General features: G+C 37.7%; 16 protein-coding genes. 11 read left to right on the forward strand and 5 right to left on the reverse strand.

What is annotated here, in order from left to right:
- Positions 1 to 191 precede the first annotated feature (191 nt).
- On the reverse strand, positions 192 to 1,208 hold the full coding sequence (gene yejK / locus H5122_RS04905) for a nucleoid-associated protein YejK (protein WP_002961473.1): 1,017 nt from the start codon (positions 1,206 to 1,208) through the stop codon (positions 192 to 194).
- A 62-nt stretch (positions 1,209 to 1,270) separates the two neighbouring features.
- Between yejK and H5122_RS04910 the strand changes: the two genes are divergently transcribed.
- The 7 genes from H5122_RS04910 to H5122_RS04940 all read left to right on the forward strand — a co-directional run bounded on the left by H5122_RS04910 (position 1,271) and on the right by H5122_RS04940 (position 7,662).
- Complete coding sequence (locus H5122_RS04910; RefSeq protein ID WP_002961475.1) at positions 1,271 to 1,483, forward strand: DUF1414 domain-containing protein; 213 nt, start codon at positions 1,271 to 1,273, stop codon at positions 1,481 to 1,483.
- A 5-nt stretch (positions 1,484 to 1,488) separates the two neighbouring features.
- Entirely contained in the window at positions 1,489 to 2,985 is a 1,497-nt protein-coding gene (locus tag H5122_RS04915; protein ID WP_182682658.1) for a DUF3413 domain-containing protein, read from the forward strand.
- Between the two features lie 86 nt (positions 2,986 to 3,071).
- Positions 3,072 to 3,551 carry a DUF4124 domain-containing protein gene (locus H5122_RS04920; RefSeq protein ID WP_024596961.1) on the forward strand — a complete coding sequence of 160 codons (480 nt, stop codon included), beginning with the start codon at positions 3,072 to 3,074 and terminating at the stop codon, positions 3,549 to 3,551.
- Positions 3,552 to 3,654: 103 nt separating this feature from the next.
- The gene (gene aceK, locus H5122_RS04925) at positions 3,655 to 5,373 is read left to right on the forward strand and encodes a bifunctional isocitrate dehydrogenase kinase/phosphatase (protein WP_182682657.1); all 1,719 of its coding nucleotides are present in this window, start codon (positions 3,655 to 3,657) and stop codon (positions 5,371 to 5,373) included.
- A gap of 19 nt (positions 5,374 to 5,392) precedes the next feature.
- Positions 5,393 to 6,331, forward strand: a complete 939-nt coding sequence (locus H5122_RS04930) for a LysR family transcriptional regulator (protein ID WP_182682656.1) — start codon at positions 5,393 to 5,395, stop codon at positions 6,329 to 6,331.
- 177 nt (positions 6,332 to 6,508) lie between these two features.
- Positions 6,509 to 6,952: a PA2169 family four-helix-bundle protein gene (locus H5122_RS04935; RefSeq protein ID WP_002961486.1), complete on the forward strand. Its 444-nt coding sequence runs from the start codon at positions 6,509 to 6,511 to the stop codon at positions 6,950 to 6,952.
- 314 nt (positions 6,953 to 7,266) lie between these two features.
- On the forward strand, positions 7,267 to 7,662 hold the full coding sequence (locus H5122_RS04940) for a biopolymer transporter ExbD (protein ID WP_182682655.1): 396 nt from the start codon (positions 7,267 to 7,269) through the stop codon (positions 7,660 to 7,662).
- Between the two features lie 73 nt (positions 7,663 to 7,735).
- Here H5122_RS04940 and H5122_RS04945 read toward each other — a convergent pair whose 3' ends face one another.
- The 3 genes from H5122_RS04945 to H5122_RS04955 are packed head-to-tail and all read right to left on the reverse strand — an operon-like array spanning position 7,736 to position 12,423.
- Positions 7,736 to 10,771, reverse strand: coding sequence for a TonB-dependent siderophore receptor (locus tag H5122_RS04945; protein WP_182682654.1), 3,036 nt, complete (start codon positions 10,769 to 10,771; stop codon positions 7,736 to 7,738).
- A 9-nt stretch (positions 10,772 to 10,780) separates the two neighbouring features.
- Positions 10,781 to 11,860 carry a FecR family protein gene (locus H5122_RS04950; RefSeq protein WP_024603563.1) on the reverse strand — a complete coding sequence of 360 codons (1,080 nt, stop codon included), beginning with the start codon at positions 11,858 to 11,860 and terminating at the stop codon, positions 10,781 to 10,783.
- A complete protein-coding gene (locus H5122_RS04955; RefSeq protein ID WP_182682653.1) occupies positions 11,857 to 12,423 on the reverse strand; it encodes an RNA polymerase sigma factor in 567 nt (188 codons plus the stop codon). The genes H5122_RS04950 and H5122_RS04955 overlap by 4 nt, the downstream gene beginning before the upstream one ends.
- Positions 12,424 to 12,697: 274 nt before the next feature.
- Here H5122_RS04955 and H5122_RS04960 point away from each other — a divergent pair, with 274 nt between their 5' ends.
- On the forward strand, positions 12,698 to 13,213 hold the full coding sequence (locus H5122_RS04960) for a DUF2937 family protein (protein WP_182682652.1): 516 nt from the start codon (positions 12,698 to 12,700) through the stop codon (positions 13,211 to 13,213).
- Here the strand turns inward: H5122_RS04960 and H5122_RS04965 are convergent.
- On the reverse strand, positions 13,193 to 14,080 hold the full coding sequence (locus H5122_RS04965; protein ID WP_002961497.1) for a LysR family transcriptional regulator: 888 nt from the start codon (positions 14,078 to 14,080) through the stop codon (positions 13,193 to 13,195). The two genes, H5122_RS04960 and H5122_RS04965, sit on opposite strands and share 21 nt — an antisense overlap.
- Before the next feature lie 122 nt (positions 14,081 to 14,202).
- Here H5122_RS04965 and H5122_RS04970 point away from each other — a divergent pair, with 122 nt between their 5' ends.
- The 3 genes from H5122_RS04970 (at position 14,203) to H5122_RS04980 (ending at position 16,449) form a co-directional block, all read left to right on the forward strand.
- Positions 14,203 to 14,853 (forward strand): peroxiredoxin-like family protein, encoded by a 651-nt coding sequence (locus H5122_RS04970; protein WP_024597236.1) that lies wholly within the window; start codon positions 14,203 to 14,205, stop codon positions 14,851 to 14,853.
- On the forward strand, positions 14,853 to 15,620 hold the full coding sequence (locus tag H5122_RS04975; RefSeq protein WP_182682651.1) for a haloacid dehalogenase type II: 768 nt from the start codon (positions 14,853 to 14,855) through the stop codon (positions 15,618 to 15,620). The genes H5122_RS04970 and H5122_RS04975 overlap by 1 nt, the downstream gene beginning before the upstream one ends.
- A gap of 220 nt (positions 15,621 to 15,840) precedes the next feature.
- The gene (locus H5122_RS04980) at positions 15,841 to 16,449 is read left to right on the forward strand and encodes a PilZ domain-containing protein (RefSeq protein ID WP_024597238.1); all 609 of its coding nucleotides are present in this window, start codon (positions 15,841 to 15,843) and stop codon (positions 16,447 to 16,449) included.
- Positions 16,450 to 16,480: the final 31 nt, after the last annotated feature.

The raw sequence follows: 16,480 nt of genomic DNA on the forward strand, positions 1-16,480 counted from the left end.
GTCTTGCTAACTTTAAAAAGCCCCGCTAGTAAACCATCGTTTGTGTTTTCTCATTTACTCCTCTTTCACTTCTCTATGTGAAATAAATCTTTAAGGTTTTTTTCCGATGCAACGAATTTATATACCGGTATAAAAAAGCGCGATATAGATACCGCGCTCTTAAATCAGACTTTTAACTTAACTTGTTAAATTTACTCGCTTTCACTTTCCATAAAACGTTGTAACTGATCTTTTAAGTTTGGCGGAATACCTTTAATTACAAGTGTATCCGTTGCCTCGTTGTAAGTTACGCGCTCACCTAAGTGTTTACGTTCAAAGCTTACACTCACACCACCACCAAGACCTGAGAACTTAACCATGCTGGTTACGGTTTTCTTATCAACAGGGAAAGTTTCTTCTAAGTCATAGCTTTGTTCTTTACAAAAACTATCAAACGGGCTGTCATCGCCTTTTGTAAGCGTTGCAGATAGCTCGCTTACGCTGGCATCTTCACCAGTTGTCACACAGTCATTACAGTAGTCAAAAACTTGTTTACGTAAATCGTCTTTTTCTGATTTATCAAATTGTTGCTCAGATAAATAATCCTCTACTGCGCTGAGCATTACTTGGCTTTGCTGTTTTGAATCAATACCCTCTTCACAACCTAAAAAGTCTAAGAAAAAGTCAGCAACTTTACGTCCAGCTCGCCCTTTGATAAATGAAATATAACGGTTGTCGTCAGCTTGTGTATCCCACGCTGTTAAATCGATACGAGCAGCAAGTTGCATGCGTGATATGTCTAAATGACGAGAAGCGGCTAAATCAAGCTCTGAGGTCATAGAATAATGCTCTTTGATGTTAATCATCGCAATTAGCATGTAATCAGTTGCAACGTACTGGTAATGACAAAATACTAAATAGCCTGTTTCACTAAATGCATACTTATCAAGCTCTTCTTTTAAAACCGTTGAGGCTTGCTCGGTCATATGCCAAAAGCCTAACTCATCATTACGGTAACTTTGCATTGCAGATGCTACAACACTGTTTTTGTCACCACTGAAAGCACAATAACCTTTACCAGGTTTACCATTGTATGCATGATGTAATTGTTCGATAAAAACGGCTACTTTATCGTTAATTACCATCTCATCATTTCGAAGGTGAATTTGCGTATCGTCGTCTTTTTTGTCTACATAGTGAACGACTAATTTTTTAACGTCTGTTGTCATCTTTGTTTTTCACGCCTCTAGTGTTAAAATACGAGAATATAACTATTTTATTGAACCAACTAATGCCAATCTTATCAAAATACTCTAATGAAGAAGTAGAACAAATCGTCGATCAGCTTATTGATGTGTTAACTAAACACAATGCGCCGGTTGATTTAAGTCTTATGTGTTTAGGAAATTCTATCACGCATATCTTAAAAGAGCATGTACCAACAGGGAAAAGACAAGCTGTAACCGAGAACTTTGCAAAAGCGCTCGCGCAGTCGGTTAAATAAAATTTATGAATTTATCGCAGCATAATCAATTTTCATCAAAAGCGAGTCAGCTGCTAAGTTGGGGGCATTGGTTTACCTTTGCCAATATCGGCTTAGCCCTGCTTATTAGCTTAAGCTATTTATTTGCAGACTCGCCACCTACAAGCTTTTTAGGCATTACCTATATGCTAGTTACTTGGCTAAGCCACACTAGTTTTATAGCCTTTTTAGCGTTTGTGCTGACGGTATTTCCGCTTAGTTTAATATTCCCCTACCCACGACACATTCGTGGCATGGCCGCTGTAATAGCCACTGTAGGCGCATCATTGCTTACTCTTGATGCTTATGTGTATGTTAATTTAGGTTATCACCTAAGTATATCTGCCTTACCTGAAATCATTTCATTGTTGTGGCATCGTTTAACAAGCTCTCCTGCTTTAACAACCATTTTAGCCAGTGGTATTGTTGTTGTTATTTTAGGCTTTCAGCTACTTGTTAGTAATTACACATGGCACCACCTTGAGCGTTTAAAGCAATATAAATTTGCACGTTACGCAATTTCTTTCTTAATCGTGTGTTTTTCGCTTAGCCACAGTATTCATATTTGGGCTGACGCCAATTTAAACTTTGATGTAACAAAACAAGATAATGTTTTGCCACTTTCATACCCTACTACCGCTAAAAGCTTGTTAGCTAAAAATGATCTGCTAGATATAGAAAGCTACGAGCAAGCACATAACGTAAAAATTAATAACCAAAATATTAGTTATCAAATGCCAAGCCCGCTTGAAAAATGCGAGGACTACACACAAGCTAATGTAGATATATTTGTATTTGAAACTCAACAACAACTCGAAAAGTTTGTTGCCGAGAATAAAAACATGCATAAAACAGAGCAGTTTTTACAGCCAACAAATCATTACGATACGCTATTTAGCTTAGTTTATGGTTTACCCGCTTTTTATAAAGCAGCAATTTTAACCGAGCAAACACTCCCTGTTTGGCAAAGTCAGCGCCGTAGCATTGAAGTAAATGGCATTGAAGAACTAAGCTTTATTAATGATCAAGCACATAGCTCTAGTGCTATTCGAGTAATTAAAGCGAGTGATACCCCTACTGTTCGAGATGATGAAACACAGGTTTTTGCTTTTAGTCTTGCCAATAACAAGCAAGAAGTAGTAACCACCTCAACTTTATACAGCTCTGACAAACGTATTTCTAAAGTAGATGGGCTAATTCAACCGAGCGATTTAATTGCAACAAGCGTTGGGCAATATTTAAATTGCAAAGCTATTGCCAAGCAAACAATGCTAGGCGTTAATCTATACAAGAAAAAAGACGATATGGGCGTGAACTACTCTCAGGGTGTTGTTATAGCCTATAAAAAAGATAGGATTACCTTAATAGATTCAGATGGTAACTTTAAAAACATTTCCGCCGCTGAAGGTTTTTCTATTGAACAAGGTTTAGATATACCATTTTTAGTACAGAGTATTAAAAAGCTCAAAACCTTTACCCAATAACAGTTATCCTAACCTAGCTTGATATACCACCAAGCTAGGTTATAGTTTTATATTGTTGTTAGATATAAAAACCAAGGATGACATGTATGTTTAAAACTTCTCGTTATATTCTCCATTCTAGCTTTTTACTTATCAGTTTTTTTAGCTTTAGCGATACCACTTACTACAAATGTGTAACAGAAAAAGGCACTGTCTTTTCTCAACTGCCGTGTGACGATGAAGCAACGACTTATAAAGTTAACACAACGGGTAATCAGTATTCTGGTCCTAAGGTTGACTACACTAAACAACTAAACGAACTTGAGCGTGAAAGGCTTCTATCTGGCTTACAGGCAGAACTTCGCAGTAATAACCATAAACTAACAATACTTGATCGTAATAAAGAGCGTGCTGAATACAAACAACAAGAGCGGTTAAATCATATCTTAGCCATTGATGATAAAAAGCGTATTACTAAAGACATTACTAAAAAACTAAAAATAATTAATAAAACATATAAGAAAAACGTATCGGCTGTGACTAAACAAATTAAAATTCTCGAAAAAAAGATAGCTCAATTCCAATAAGTTACTCTTAGTTAGTAAGTAACATTTATCTTGGTTTTAAACTTAAAATAACATACCCTTAACACAATAGAGTATAAACTCTAGGGACTTTTAAGGAGTGCAAATGCAACCTCGCCATATTGCTGAATTAATTTTAACGGGTTTTAAAAGGCACTATCAGTTATTTCAAAAAACAACAGCCAAAGCCCCTCTTGCCTTCGCAAAAAAAGATTGGCAAGCAATAAATGATATCAGCCGTTTGCGTATCAGCTATTATGATGATCGTGTTAACGAAACCACCCAAGCGCTAAAAAAAGAAACCCCAACCGAACAACTCGATGAAAGCCTATGGCTTGAAGTTAAAAAGGTATATCAGCATTTTTTATGTTTTCATCCCCAAGCAGAGCTCGCAGAAACTTTTTATAATTCTGTATTTTGCCGGCTGTACCATAGGCGCTATTTTCATAATGACTTTATATTTGTTGAAGCAACCTTAAAAGATGCTCCTTCAGTACCTGTAGAAGCAGAATATAGAACATACTTTCCTGTAGTTGATGGCCTAAAACCAACAATAAAACGCATTATTAGTCATTTTGATTTTAAAGCCCCATTTGTAAATTTAGAGCGTGATATTCGCCTCCTTGTTAAAGCTTTTTATAAACAAGCCCCCGATACACATCACCAACCTTGGCAAATGCGCTTTGATATTCTACACACGCCTTTTTATCGTAATAAAGCAGCCTATATTGTTGGTCGTGTTGTTTCAAAAAGTGGGGTTCAGCCCTTTATAATCGCTGTATTACACGATGAAGATAACGGATTATATTTAGATGCACTTTTAACTAAGTCATCTCAAATGCGTGTTATTTTTGGCTTTGCCCGCGCTTATTTTATGGTAGAGACTCACGCACCTTCAGCACTTGTTCGGTTTTTAAATCAACTTATGCCAAACAAAACACTTGCTGAACTTTATAACGCAGTGGGTTTTCATAAGCAGGGTAAAACTGAATTTTACCGAGAATTTTTAAACCACTTATCTCACTCTAGCGATGAGTTTACAATTGCACCAGGGACTCCCGGTATGGTGATGATGGTATTCACCCTTCCCTCATTTGGCTATGTTTTTAAAGTAATAAAAGACAAATTTGGTGAAAGTAAGCCCTTTGGCCGTGATACCGTATTAAAACGTTATCAACTGGTAAAAAACCATGATCGTGTTGGCAGAATGGCCGATACCATAGAGTATTCTAACGTCGTATTTCCTTTAGCGCGTTTTGATAGTAATTTACTTACGCAATTACATAAAACAATTGGCTCATCAATGGTAATTGAGGGCGATTGGTTGATTATCAAGCATTTGTATATTGAACGGCGCATGACACCTCTTAACTTGTTTTTAGAAAATGCTGATGAAGAAAGTGTCGCAGACGCGATTGAAGAATATGGGCAAGCCCTAAAAGAAATGATTGCTGTTAATATATTCCCTGGTGATATGCTCTTAAAAAACTTTGGTGTAAGTAAGCACAAACGTATTATTTTTTACGATTACGATGAAGTTCAATATCTAACCGATATGAACTTTAGAGCATTACCAAAAGCAAAGAGCTATGACGACTATTTAATGGATGAACAAAGTTACTCTGTTGCACCACAGGACGTATTTCCTGAGCAACTTTGTACATTTGTAATGCCAAACCCTATGTATAAGAAGTTTTTACTTAGTACTCATCCAGAGCTTATAGATGTTAGCTTTTGGAAGCAGGCACAACAAAATATAAAAAATGGTCAGGTAAGTCATATTTACCCATACCCGACAGCACAGCGCTTTATTCACCACTGGTAAGCGCTAAAGGACACACACAATGAATATAAGTAAAATAGATTTAAATTTACTCGTTTACCTCGATACATTGCTTCGAGAATGCAACGTAACACGCGCTGCTAATCAATTGAGTATAACGCAACCTGCAATGAGTAATGGCCTTAAACGTCTTCGTAACTTATTTAACGACCCTATTTTAGTTCGTACCAGCGATGGTATGGTACCTACCGAGCGTGCTTTGGAGTTACAACCCGTTATTCGTGGCATTTTAATGACCCTTGAAGAAACTCTAGCACCTAATCGAGAATTTGAGGCAAGCCAAAGTAAGCGTGTGTTTAGAATAATGGCCAGTGATTACGCTGCAAGTACATTAGCACCAAAGCTTTTAAGTAAATTGCACGAAGAAGCCCCCGATACTACTTTAGATATACTCACACCAAGTGATGTCACCTTTCATGATGTAGAAAACGGTAAAGTAGATATGGCAATCAACCGTTTTGAAAACTTACCTCAGTCTTTTCATCATAAACGTATTTGGAAAGATAGTTTTTGCTGCTTAGTAAAAGCCGATAATCCTATAATTGAAAACTTTAGCCTCGACAGCTATTTAAAAGCGCGCCATATATGGGTAAGCAAAACAGGTTTTGGTGTAGGTGTAGGCATGGACCCTAAAGATGTGCAAAAACTTGGCTGGGTTGACGAAGCACTTGCCCACTTTGGTAAGCATCGTAATATTGCCACTTTTACGCGTAACTACCATGTAGCTATTCATTTAGCTAAAGAGAAAAATTTGATTGCGACCCTTCCTTCAAAAGCCGCGAACATATATTTGGATGATCCGGGGCTTAAAATTTTAGAGCCACCATTTCCAATTCCTCCTTTTGAGCTTGATATGATTTGGAGCCCACTGTTGCATCGCGATTCGAGTCACATTTGGTTACGTCAAAAAGTAGCTGAAGTAGCTGAAGAGCTAAAATAACTTTATTACACAATATAATGTAAAAATTGCTAGGTTAATTTTCTGCCTGTTAACTTAGCATCTTACTAAAATAAAATTAAACTAATAAAATCAAATGACTACATAACCATTGAAACGTGGAACATACATTGCTTTAATTAAATTGAACTATAAATTCATTTAATTAAAGAGGTCATTATGAACACCCATCAAGGATCAGAAGTAAATCATATTACTGACATCATTCAAGTTATGAACAGCGGCATCGATTTTTATCAAAAAGCACAGGAAAAAGTTGAAGACCCTGCTATTGGTGCACTTTTTCAGCGTATGATAGATGCCCGAAAAGTGAGTGTTGAGCGCTTGCAGCCATATGCAATTAATGAAAAAGGCGAACGCGAAGATGGCTCATCTTTCGCAGTTGAAGCACGACGTGCGTACACAGCCCTATTGACTACTTTCACCTCACACAACGACAGCACGTATGTGAAAGAGCTTGAAGAGGTAGAAGATAAAACCCTTGAAGAAATTAAAGCTGCAATGGATAAACCGCAACCAGCTGATTGCGAAGCTGCACTAGCTAAAACATTATTAACAATGCAAAGCTGCCATGCAGAAATGAGCCGCATGCAAAAGCATTAAGCTTTTATAACGCATAGCTAGAACCCAGCCTCGAGCTGGGTTTTTTATTGCCTCTAATACCAATCTGCATATTTTTTTAAGCAATTTAACGAATTGAATTACACTATAACGATGCGAAATAGACCCCATATATAAGCAAATCGATATAAACACCACCTTATTTCACCACATTTTAAATACATAATTAGTACAAATATTTAATGTTATTAGAATATTTTTTTAACCACGCTTTATTTTTGCTGTGCTAATTTTGTTAATAGGTACCTAAAACCTTGCTGTGGCGCCGCAGCATTTAATTAAAAATAAGGTCCAATATGAAAAGCAAACTGACTAAACTGCAAAATAATGCTGATGTAGATATGACCCCGATGTTAGACATAGTGTTCATATTACTAATTTTCTTTATTGTAACTACATCTTTTGTAAAACCTGTGGCTATTGAATTAAACCGACCACTCGACAACCCTCAAGTAGATAAGCCTGTTAAAAATGCTTTATTTAGAATTGATGAAAGTAACGGAGTATATTTTTCTGGGAGGTTAATTGATTTAGAGCAAGTTGCGACTAATTTAGCGATGTTCGCGGCTAAATATGAAGTAAGTTCAGTACTTATAACAGCAGACGAAAACAGTACACATAATGCTTTAATGAATGTAATGAATAATATTAAGCAATATGATGATTATTCAATAAGTTTGATTTCTAAATAAAATCAACCCAAGCTAAAACCAAAAAAAGGGCCTTACGGCCCTTTGAGTTAAATAACAAAAGGGAGGTTATTAATTAAAAACGGTATTCTGCACCTACGTAGTAGTAAGCACCGTTAAAACCAAACGGAGCCGAACGACGTGAGTAGTCAAACACACCTGAGCTGCTAATTACGGTACTACCATTAGCATCTACAATAGTACCTGAGCGAGAGTTACCTATTTCATTTTTATCTGGGTAAACATCGAACAAGTTATTTGCACCAATATTTACTGATAAGTCTTCAGTAACGAAGTAGTTAACTTTAACGTCAGTTAAAATTTCTGCGCCATACGTTTGACGACCACCATCTTCTACTGTGTATTCACCAAAACGATTAAGTGAGAGGTTAACAGTCCAATCATCACGTTGATAAAGCGCACTTAAGTTAATACGGTCCTCTGGTTGCCACTCTTCTATAATAGAGATGTCTTCAGCTGAGAATATATCTTCTACTTTTACTGTCTCAAGGCTTGAGCCAGCAGGAGAGAACAACGATACAACATCTGTTTTGGTAAAGTTAGCTGCAAGTGTAAAATCAAGTGTGCCGCCTAAACCTTCAGTGTTCCACGTTGCTACAAAATCAACACCACGTGTTTCTGTATCAGCACCATTTAAGAAAAACTGCCCTACGCCAGCACCTGCACTATTTAGTGCTGCATCAAGGCTTGTAGATAACCCTTTACCTAAGCGATCACTAATTACAATACGGTCGTCAATATCAATCGAGTAGTAATCAACGGTTACATTAATATTATCGGTAACGTTATACACAATACCTAAACTACGGTTTTGTGATTTTTCTTCTTTAAGTTTTGGAATACCTAAACTTTGCGCAAGTGTTGAATCATTTCTAAATGTACCAACTTCTTCTGCAACTAAATTCCCATTAGTATCAACAACAAATTGTGTGCTTACGTTATTAAAGTAAAGCTGCTGCATTGAAGGCGCTCTAAATCCTGAGCTTAATGCACCACGTAATGAAATATCGTCGGTAATAGACCAGTTACCAGCAAGTTTAAAGTTTACTGTATCACCAAAACCTTTGTAGTTATCGTAGCGAAGTGCACCAGATAAAATCACATCTTCTATTACATAAGATTCTGCATCTACGTAAAATGAAATTACATCACGTGACTCATCCACTGAAGACGCAGGTGATGAACCACCAAAACCTTGTGAACCACCCGATGCATCTTCAGAGCCAACACCGCCACTTAAACCGCTGTAAATACTTACACCATTTAATGTGTCGTAATCGCGGTACGCATATTCATTACCTTCTAAAATACGGTATTCATCAGTACGTATTTCAGCACCCATTGCTAACGAATAATCATCAAAGTTTTGCGTAAAATCAATATTGATTGTTTGCAGTGATAATTCCATGCCGTAAGCGTACGCTTCACGTGGAATAGTTGTACGAATATCAGCTGCACTTAAGCCTTGGTCATAACGTAAAAAGTTAGCGTATGAGGCATTGATAGTGTCACTTGTAGTGTAATCAATGCTGTTCTCACCATAGGTGTAAGATAAATCAAGGCTTGCATCGTTATCAAATTCAGTTTTATAACCAAAGTTGTACGAGATATCGTCGATAGTTGTGTTGATTTTTGGTAAGAAACCTAGCGGAATCGTTGCATCGTTATCTTGTAGTACTGGGTTACCGCCTGCATTTGCATTATGACGGAAAAATGCAGCCGACTCATTTTCGCGTGTTGAGTAAGTAATAAAGCCGTAAAGCTCGCCATCACCTAACTCGTAACCGGTATTAATTGTTAAACCAAACTGCTGAGAATCAGCATCACCAATTCTAAAGGTATCACGATCGGCTGTCAGCTCACGCGGATCGCCAGCAAGTAAAGTGCCGTCACTTAGTTCTGTACAACCATAAAACTGACAAGAGCCATGTAAACCGGCACGGTTAGTCGGTGCACGGTCACGGTAATTGATAGTTGTATTTAAATAACCGTCATCACCTAGCGCAAAGCCTTTATTAAAATCAAGGTTAATGGTTTCGCCATCACCTTCAGAATATTGACCGTAGTTAATAGCCGCTTTGCCACCTTCGCTACCATCTTTAAGCACAATATTAATAACACCTGCAATTGCATCAGAACCATACTGAGCAGCAGCGCCATCACGTAATACTTCAATGCGTTTAATTGCAGAGGCTGGAATTGCATTCATGTCAGTACCTGCGGTACCACGCCCAACAGAGCCATTAATATGAATAATACTTGCTTGATGACGACGTTTGCCGTTAATTAACACCAATGTTTGATCAGGGCCCAAACCGCGAAGTGTCGCAGGTCTTAAAGCATCAGTACCGTCACTAATTGCAGAGCTTGAAAAGTTAAATGAAGGGGCGATAGACTGTAGCATACGACCAACTTCTGTTTGGCCTGTATTTTCAAGCGCTTCTGCACTTAGGATATCTACTGGAACGGGTAAATCTTCAACTGAACGTCCTGCTACACGGCTACCGACAATAGCAATTTTTTCAATTTTTTCTTGAGCGACTTCTTCTGCTGCGTTTACACCTTGCGAATTTACTGCAAGTAAAGCTGGTAATACTGCTGCACTGACCGCTGAAAGCTTCATCATGTTGTTATCATTCCTGTTGATTTGTTTGAGTTTTATACTCAGTAAACCATTTTGATCAACAACCGCATCGAGCTCAGTCCCACCTAATAATGCCTCTAGAGCATCTAGCTGAGTATAAAATCCATAAACTGAATTTGCGTCATACTGCTTTGCCAACTCATAAGAAAACACCACGGTTTGCTCTGTTTGTTTAGCATATTCAATTAAGGCTTTGTCTGCTCGCTGCGCTTTTATATCAAATTGCACCATTTGCCCAGTGGTTTGTGTTGCTGCTTGTACACTTAAACTAAAAATAGCCGGTGCAAGCACACTAAATCCACTCAATAAATGCGTTTGGTTACTGCGCAACTTATATAAACAGCTGACAAACAAAAATCCTCTATGGGTTTGTTTCTTTTTTTTAATGTTTTTTTTACGTTCAATCTTTATTGATGCAACTTTACCTAACATTAGTTTGATCTGCATAACGTCTACTTATGATTCTGTATGGTGTTTTAGCGTTACTACATGCTCACCTAAACGCTCATGATCAATCGAAAAGTTAGTTTGTAAACTTTCTAGTAAACCTTCGACGTCACCGGCTTTAAATACTCCAGCCACTTTAATACTGGCAAGCTCAGCTGATGAAAGCTCAAAACGTGTGGCTGTATAGCGGCTTACTTCATTTAAAGCATCGCTTAGCTCTTCTCCATTAAAAATAAGCATCCCGTTTTGCCATGCCAAATCGCGTTGTACGTCGTTCATTGAAAGCTGCGTAATTGGCTTTGTAACACTTTGCTCAATAACTGCTTTTTCGCCTGAGGTAACAATATTGGCATTAATTTGACGAATTTTTTTCGTGCTATTATCTGCAAGTTGATAATCTTTAAAGTCATTTGCATCAACCGCTACACTTGGGTCAGTGATCATCACTTTGCCTTCAGTAACCACCAGTTCTAAATCTGATGATGTATTGCGTTGTACATTAAATACCGTGCCTAACGCGGTAAAACTTTTATCACCAGCCATAACACTAAACGGACGCGTGGCATCTTTTGCTACATTAAAGCGCCCTTCCCCACGACTAAGTAATAACTGCCTGCGGCCTTTGCTATAAGCAACTTCTAGTAAGCTATTAGTATTAAGCTGCACTATGGTGCCGTCTGGCAGCACATACGTTGCTTGCTCGCCTACTTTTGTTTTGTAAATTTTAGTGTAATTAACTTTTGCAAGCTCTTGGTTGTAACCATTTTCTAAGTTAATTAATAAGTAGCTGCATACCATTAACGCTGCAAACAAACTCGCTGCAATTGAGTAAGAAAACATCCACTTGTTTTTTGATGTTTTAGTATTGTTGCGCTGAGGAAATAAATGACTCAATTCGTTTAATACTGAAAGCTCATCCCAAAGCTGAGCAAGCTCGTATATAGAGTCTTGATGTGCGGTGCTTTGCATCATCCATAATTTAAATTGCTCTTTTTCATCATCAGTTAAACCACGATCAATCGCGCTTATCCAATCACATGACTTTTCTAAGATTAAATCTTTTGAATTAAATTGATGAACATTACTCATTCTGCGACCCTCTTAACTGATATAGGATGTGCCTGAGCTTTAGGGTTCGTTTGAGGGTTTTGCTCATGTTCACGCATGTACAACATGGTTTGTAACAATCCTTTGGCAATGTGTTTTTCAACAGTGCTTTGGCTTAACTGCATTTGGTCTGCTATCTCTTTTTGGCTCATACCGTAAACTTTTTTTAATATAAAGCATTTACGAATCGATGAGCTTAGTTGCTCAGTAGCTCTACAAAAAAGTAAAAAACGCTCTTTAGATGTGTATTCGTCTTCGAGCTTCATTGATTTGAGTAATACGGGCAATTCGTTATCGTTTTCTAACGAATCATTAAATTTGTTGTCCCACTTAGCTATATGGTTGAGTGCTAGATGTTTTGCTGTTTTTAGCATATAACTGCGGGTAAACTGGATGTCTTGTTTTAAATCAGCTTCATAGCTTTTTACAAAAGTTTCTTGCACAATATCTTCTACATCGTCGGGTTGGACAATGCGCGATACAAAACGTTTGAGCTGTTTAGAAATATCAACAAATGTTGACGTTAACTTTACTTTTTTCGTCATCCTTAACATCCACCTGTTGTTATTTTTATTATTAGGGCGTGTTGGCCTTTCGTGGTTGAATTTACAGCAGTACGTTTGGTATTTAGGCAAGGCAGAGCCTATGTAGTGTGGTTATTCCCCATAAATAGGTGCATAACGCAGCATAAATGCCAAACATGCGCTGCCCTTTGGGTTCAATCCACAAAGGTTAACACGCCCCAATAGATTACGAGTTTTTGACATAAAAACAAGCTCAAATGTTAATTCTGGGTTATTTAAATGCATAGGAAGATAAATGAGTAAACTTTTAGATTATATACGACTTAGTTTCTTTGCATTCGGTTTACTACTTGGAGTGCAAATACCTGCATTTGTAAGCGATTTTGGCCAAGCATTATCAGCCCAGTTAATTGAAGCTAATAATGCCGTTGCGCCTTTTAAAAGCGATGCAGCTAAGTATTTCAATAATGATTTAAATAAGCTAATAAAACACTATCAAAATATTGATGATGAAATTGTGAACAAAGGGGCAAGTAATATCAGTACTCTTTACGAGCGACAGCAAGATTTACAGATAGCCGTAAATAGGTTTGAGAAATCTCCGTATATATTTACTATGATCAGTGGCATGAGCGATATAAAACAACAAGTATGGCAACGCTTTGAAGGTCAAATCATTTTGAAAAAAGACTCTATTATAGCCGCCATTGTTGCAGCCATAATTGTTGCCTTACTTGCAGAGCTTACTGGTTATTTGTTTTTAACTGGAGTAAAACGCTCATTTAAACGCTTATTCGCAGCTCAAAAATAGTGATTTCATAAAATCATAAAATACATCGGTTTTGCGGGTTGTTAAACTATTTTGCGGACGTAAAAACCAAACCGGTGCATCATCTTGTGCCATTACCCCAGGCATAACTTCAACCAAAATACCGTTTTTAAGATCTTCATTAATCGCTATTTTTGATTTAATAGCAATACCATGACCTGCAATGGCAGCTTGTGTCATATTATCGGAGTTTGAAATAGTAAAACGAGTTTTAGCATTAAAGGTATGTATTTTTTTGTGTTCGTCAAAAAGCTTTAACTGGCGTTGCCACGGCAGGCAAACCCAATAATGCTCACTCAATTGCGTTAAATTTTCAGGCATGCCGTACTTTTCTATATAGCTAGGGGCTGCACACAGTATGCGACTATTGTTTACGATTTTACGAGAAAGTAATCCTGAGTCATTTAATTTTCCCACCCTAATTGCAACATCTTGCGCGTCATCAACCACATTTACAAAATGATCCGTTATTAAAAAATCAAGCTTTAGTTCAGGGTAAGCTTGCTCAAACTCATTGAGTTTAGGCATTACGTATTTTGAAAAAACCCAAGGCGGCATGGTCACGCGTAGTAAACCACTCACCGATGAGCTACGCGCGCCAATACTATGTTCAGCATCGTGTAGAGCTTCTATTATAGCCCCCACACGCGTATAAAATATTTCACCTGCGGGAGATAACCGTACTCGCCTGCTATCTCTAAAAACAAGTACTGTAGCAAGCTCACGCTCTAGTTTACTTAAGCGATGGCTCACCGTTGCAGGCGATAAACGCTGCTCGCGGGCAGCAGCAAGCACGCCCTTATTTTCAACTACAGCTATAAATGTTTCTAGGTCGCTTAAATTATACATAAAGATGCCATTGTGCACTTTTCAATGTTTAATATTTTCGAATGAAGCTTTCAGTATTGCAATGTTTATTTAAATATCTAAAACACTATAATTGCAAATAGTCTAATTTTTGAGGTTCAATCATGAGTTTAAAAGCGCAAATAGATGCCTATAACGTACAAAAAGATGCCAAATTACCGGCTGACGTTTTGGCACTAATGAACACTACAAACGAAGAGCTAATTGCACAGCATATTAAAGACAATGCATTGCAAATTGGTCAAAAAGTAGAAAACTTTAGCTTAGCCAACCATAACGGCGAAAACATTGAGCTTGCAGATTTACTAAAAAAAGGGCCGGTAATTATTAGTTTTTACCGTGGTGGCTGGTGCCCATATTGTAATTTAGAACTAAAAGCACTTAACGACTATTTACCACAATTTAAAACTCAAAGTGCTCAGTTAATCGCAATATCACCACAACTACCTGATGAAACTCTCTCAACTGCACAAAAAAACGACCTTGAATTTGACGTGCTTTGCGATGTGAGCAATAAAGTAGCTGAGCAATTTGGTTTATTGTTTACACTTGATGAGCGTATTCAAGCGCTATACACACAATTTGGTATTGATTTTGAACACTACTACGGCGATAAAAGCTTTAAATTACCGCTACCGGCCACCTATGTGATAAACCAAGAAGGTGTTATTACATACGCATTTTTAAGCGAAGATTACACCCTACGCGCAGAACCTATTGATGTTATGACAGCACTTGAATCGGAGAATAATTAATGTCTATTTTAAAATCGTTAAAAACACTTACTCTTTCGCTACTTGTGGGCACAAGCCTTGTATCTGGTTATGCAGTCGCTGATGAAACAAAAGAACAAGCAAAACCTAAAGTGCTTATTTTTGATGTAAACGAAACCCTACTTGATTTAACGTCAATGCGTACCTCTATTGGTAAAGCGCTAGGCGGACGTGAAGATTTATTACCACTGTGGTTTTCGACTATGCTGCACCATTCATTAGTAGATACTGTAAGCGGTAGTTATCACGACTTTGGGCAAATCGGTGTGGCGTCACTCCTTATGGTTGCTCAAAACAATAATATTAATATTACAAGTGAACAAGCTAAAACAGCTATCGTTACGCCTCTTTTAACGCTTCCTCCCCACAACGATGTTAAAGAAGGACTGGCAAAACTCAAAGCACAGGGCTATAAGTTAGTAAGCCTTACAAATTCTTCAAACAAAGGTGTAAAGGCACAGTTTGAAAGCGCTGGTTTAATGTCTTACTTTGATGCGCGTTACAGCATTGAAGATATTAAAATTTACAAACCAGACTTACGTGCGTATGAGTGGGTTCTTAAAAAGCTAAACGTAGCACCAAATGAAGCAATGATGGTTGCAGCCCATGGTTGGGATGTTGCTGGTGCAAAAGAAGCTGGCTTACAAACCACTTTTATAGCACGCCCAGGTAAGGCACTTTACCCACTAGCTAAAAAACCAGATCACGTTGTGAAAGATTTACATGAATTAGCCGCTCTACTTAAATAAGTACACGCTGATGAATCAATACCCAAGCGGCCAATGTTAGGATGACATTGGCCGCTTTTTTATAACTAACCCTAAATATGTCTTAGTGTATTTATTTTCATAATTAGTATGTTAAAAATTGAATGTAAACAAAGCATTTAGCCCGCTATGCGTTATTTTATCTGCTAGCAATTTAGTACTCACAACGCTACTATTAAATAAATACGTGGTGGAGAACATAATGAATAGTGAAAGATTAGGTGAGTTTGAGCAGTACTTTCAAATTAATGAAAGTATAAGAGTAAATTTATTCCCCGTATCAACCGGACAAGTTCCTAAATCGCAGCTTGAGCTTGAAGACGACATTCCCCCACTATTTAGATTAGCAAATGAAGTAAGTGAGCTTGAGCAAAGCTCGTTACGCCCACTGCGTAACTTAGGCGATATAGCACAAGAGCTAGCTACATTTTTACAAGCGCAGTCACGTAAAATAGATTTAATAATGAGCCATATTTTGGCCTCAGAACAAGCCCAAGATAACGCAATACAATGTGATAGCTACGGCGGTGGCGGTATTCGTTTTACATCACCTGAAGTACACTCAATTGGCCAAGCATTTAGAACCAAACTGTTTTTGCACCACGAGGCCTCTGCGGTTTATTGTTACACCGAAGTTGTGGCAGTAGAAAAACAAGATAGCGAACACTACCAATACACTATGCTCTTTACCGCAATTAGAACCACTGACCAAGAACTTATTGTTAGAGCGAGTTTACATGCTCAAACCCGCCAACTTAAAAAACGTCAAGAACTTGATCAAAACCGAGGCGACCTTAACAGTGATAATTAGCTGACATCTTTATGTAAAATGCTAAACTAGC

The sequence above is a fragment of the Pseudoalteromonas sp. SG43-8 genome, assembly GCF_014164245.1.
Lineage (GTDB): Bacteria > Pseudomonadota > Gammaproteobacteria > Enterobacterales > Alteromonadaceae > Pseudoalteromonas > Pseudoalteromonas distincta.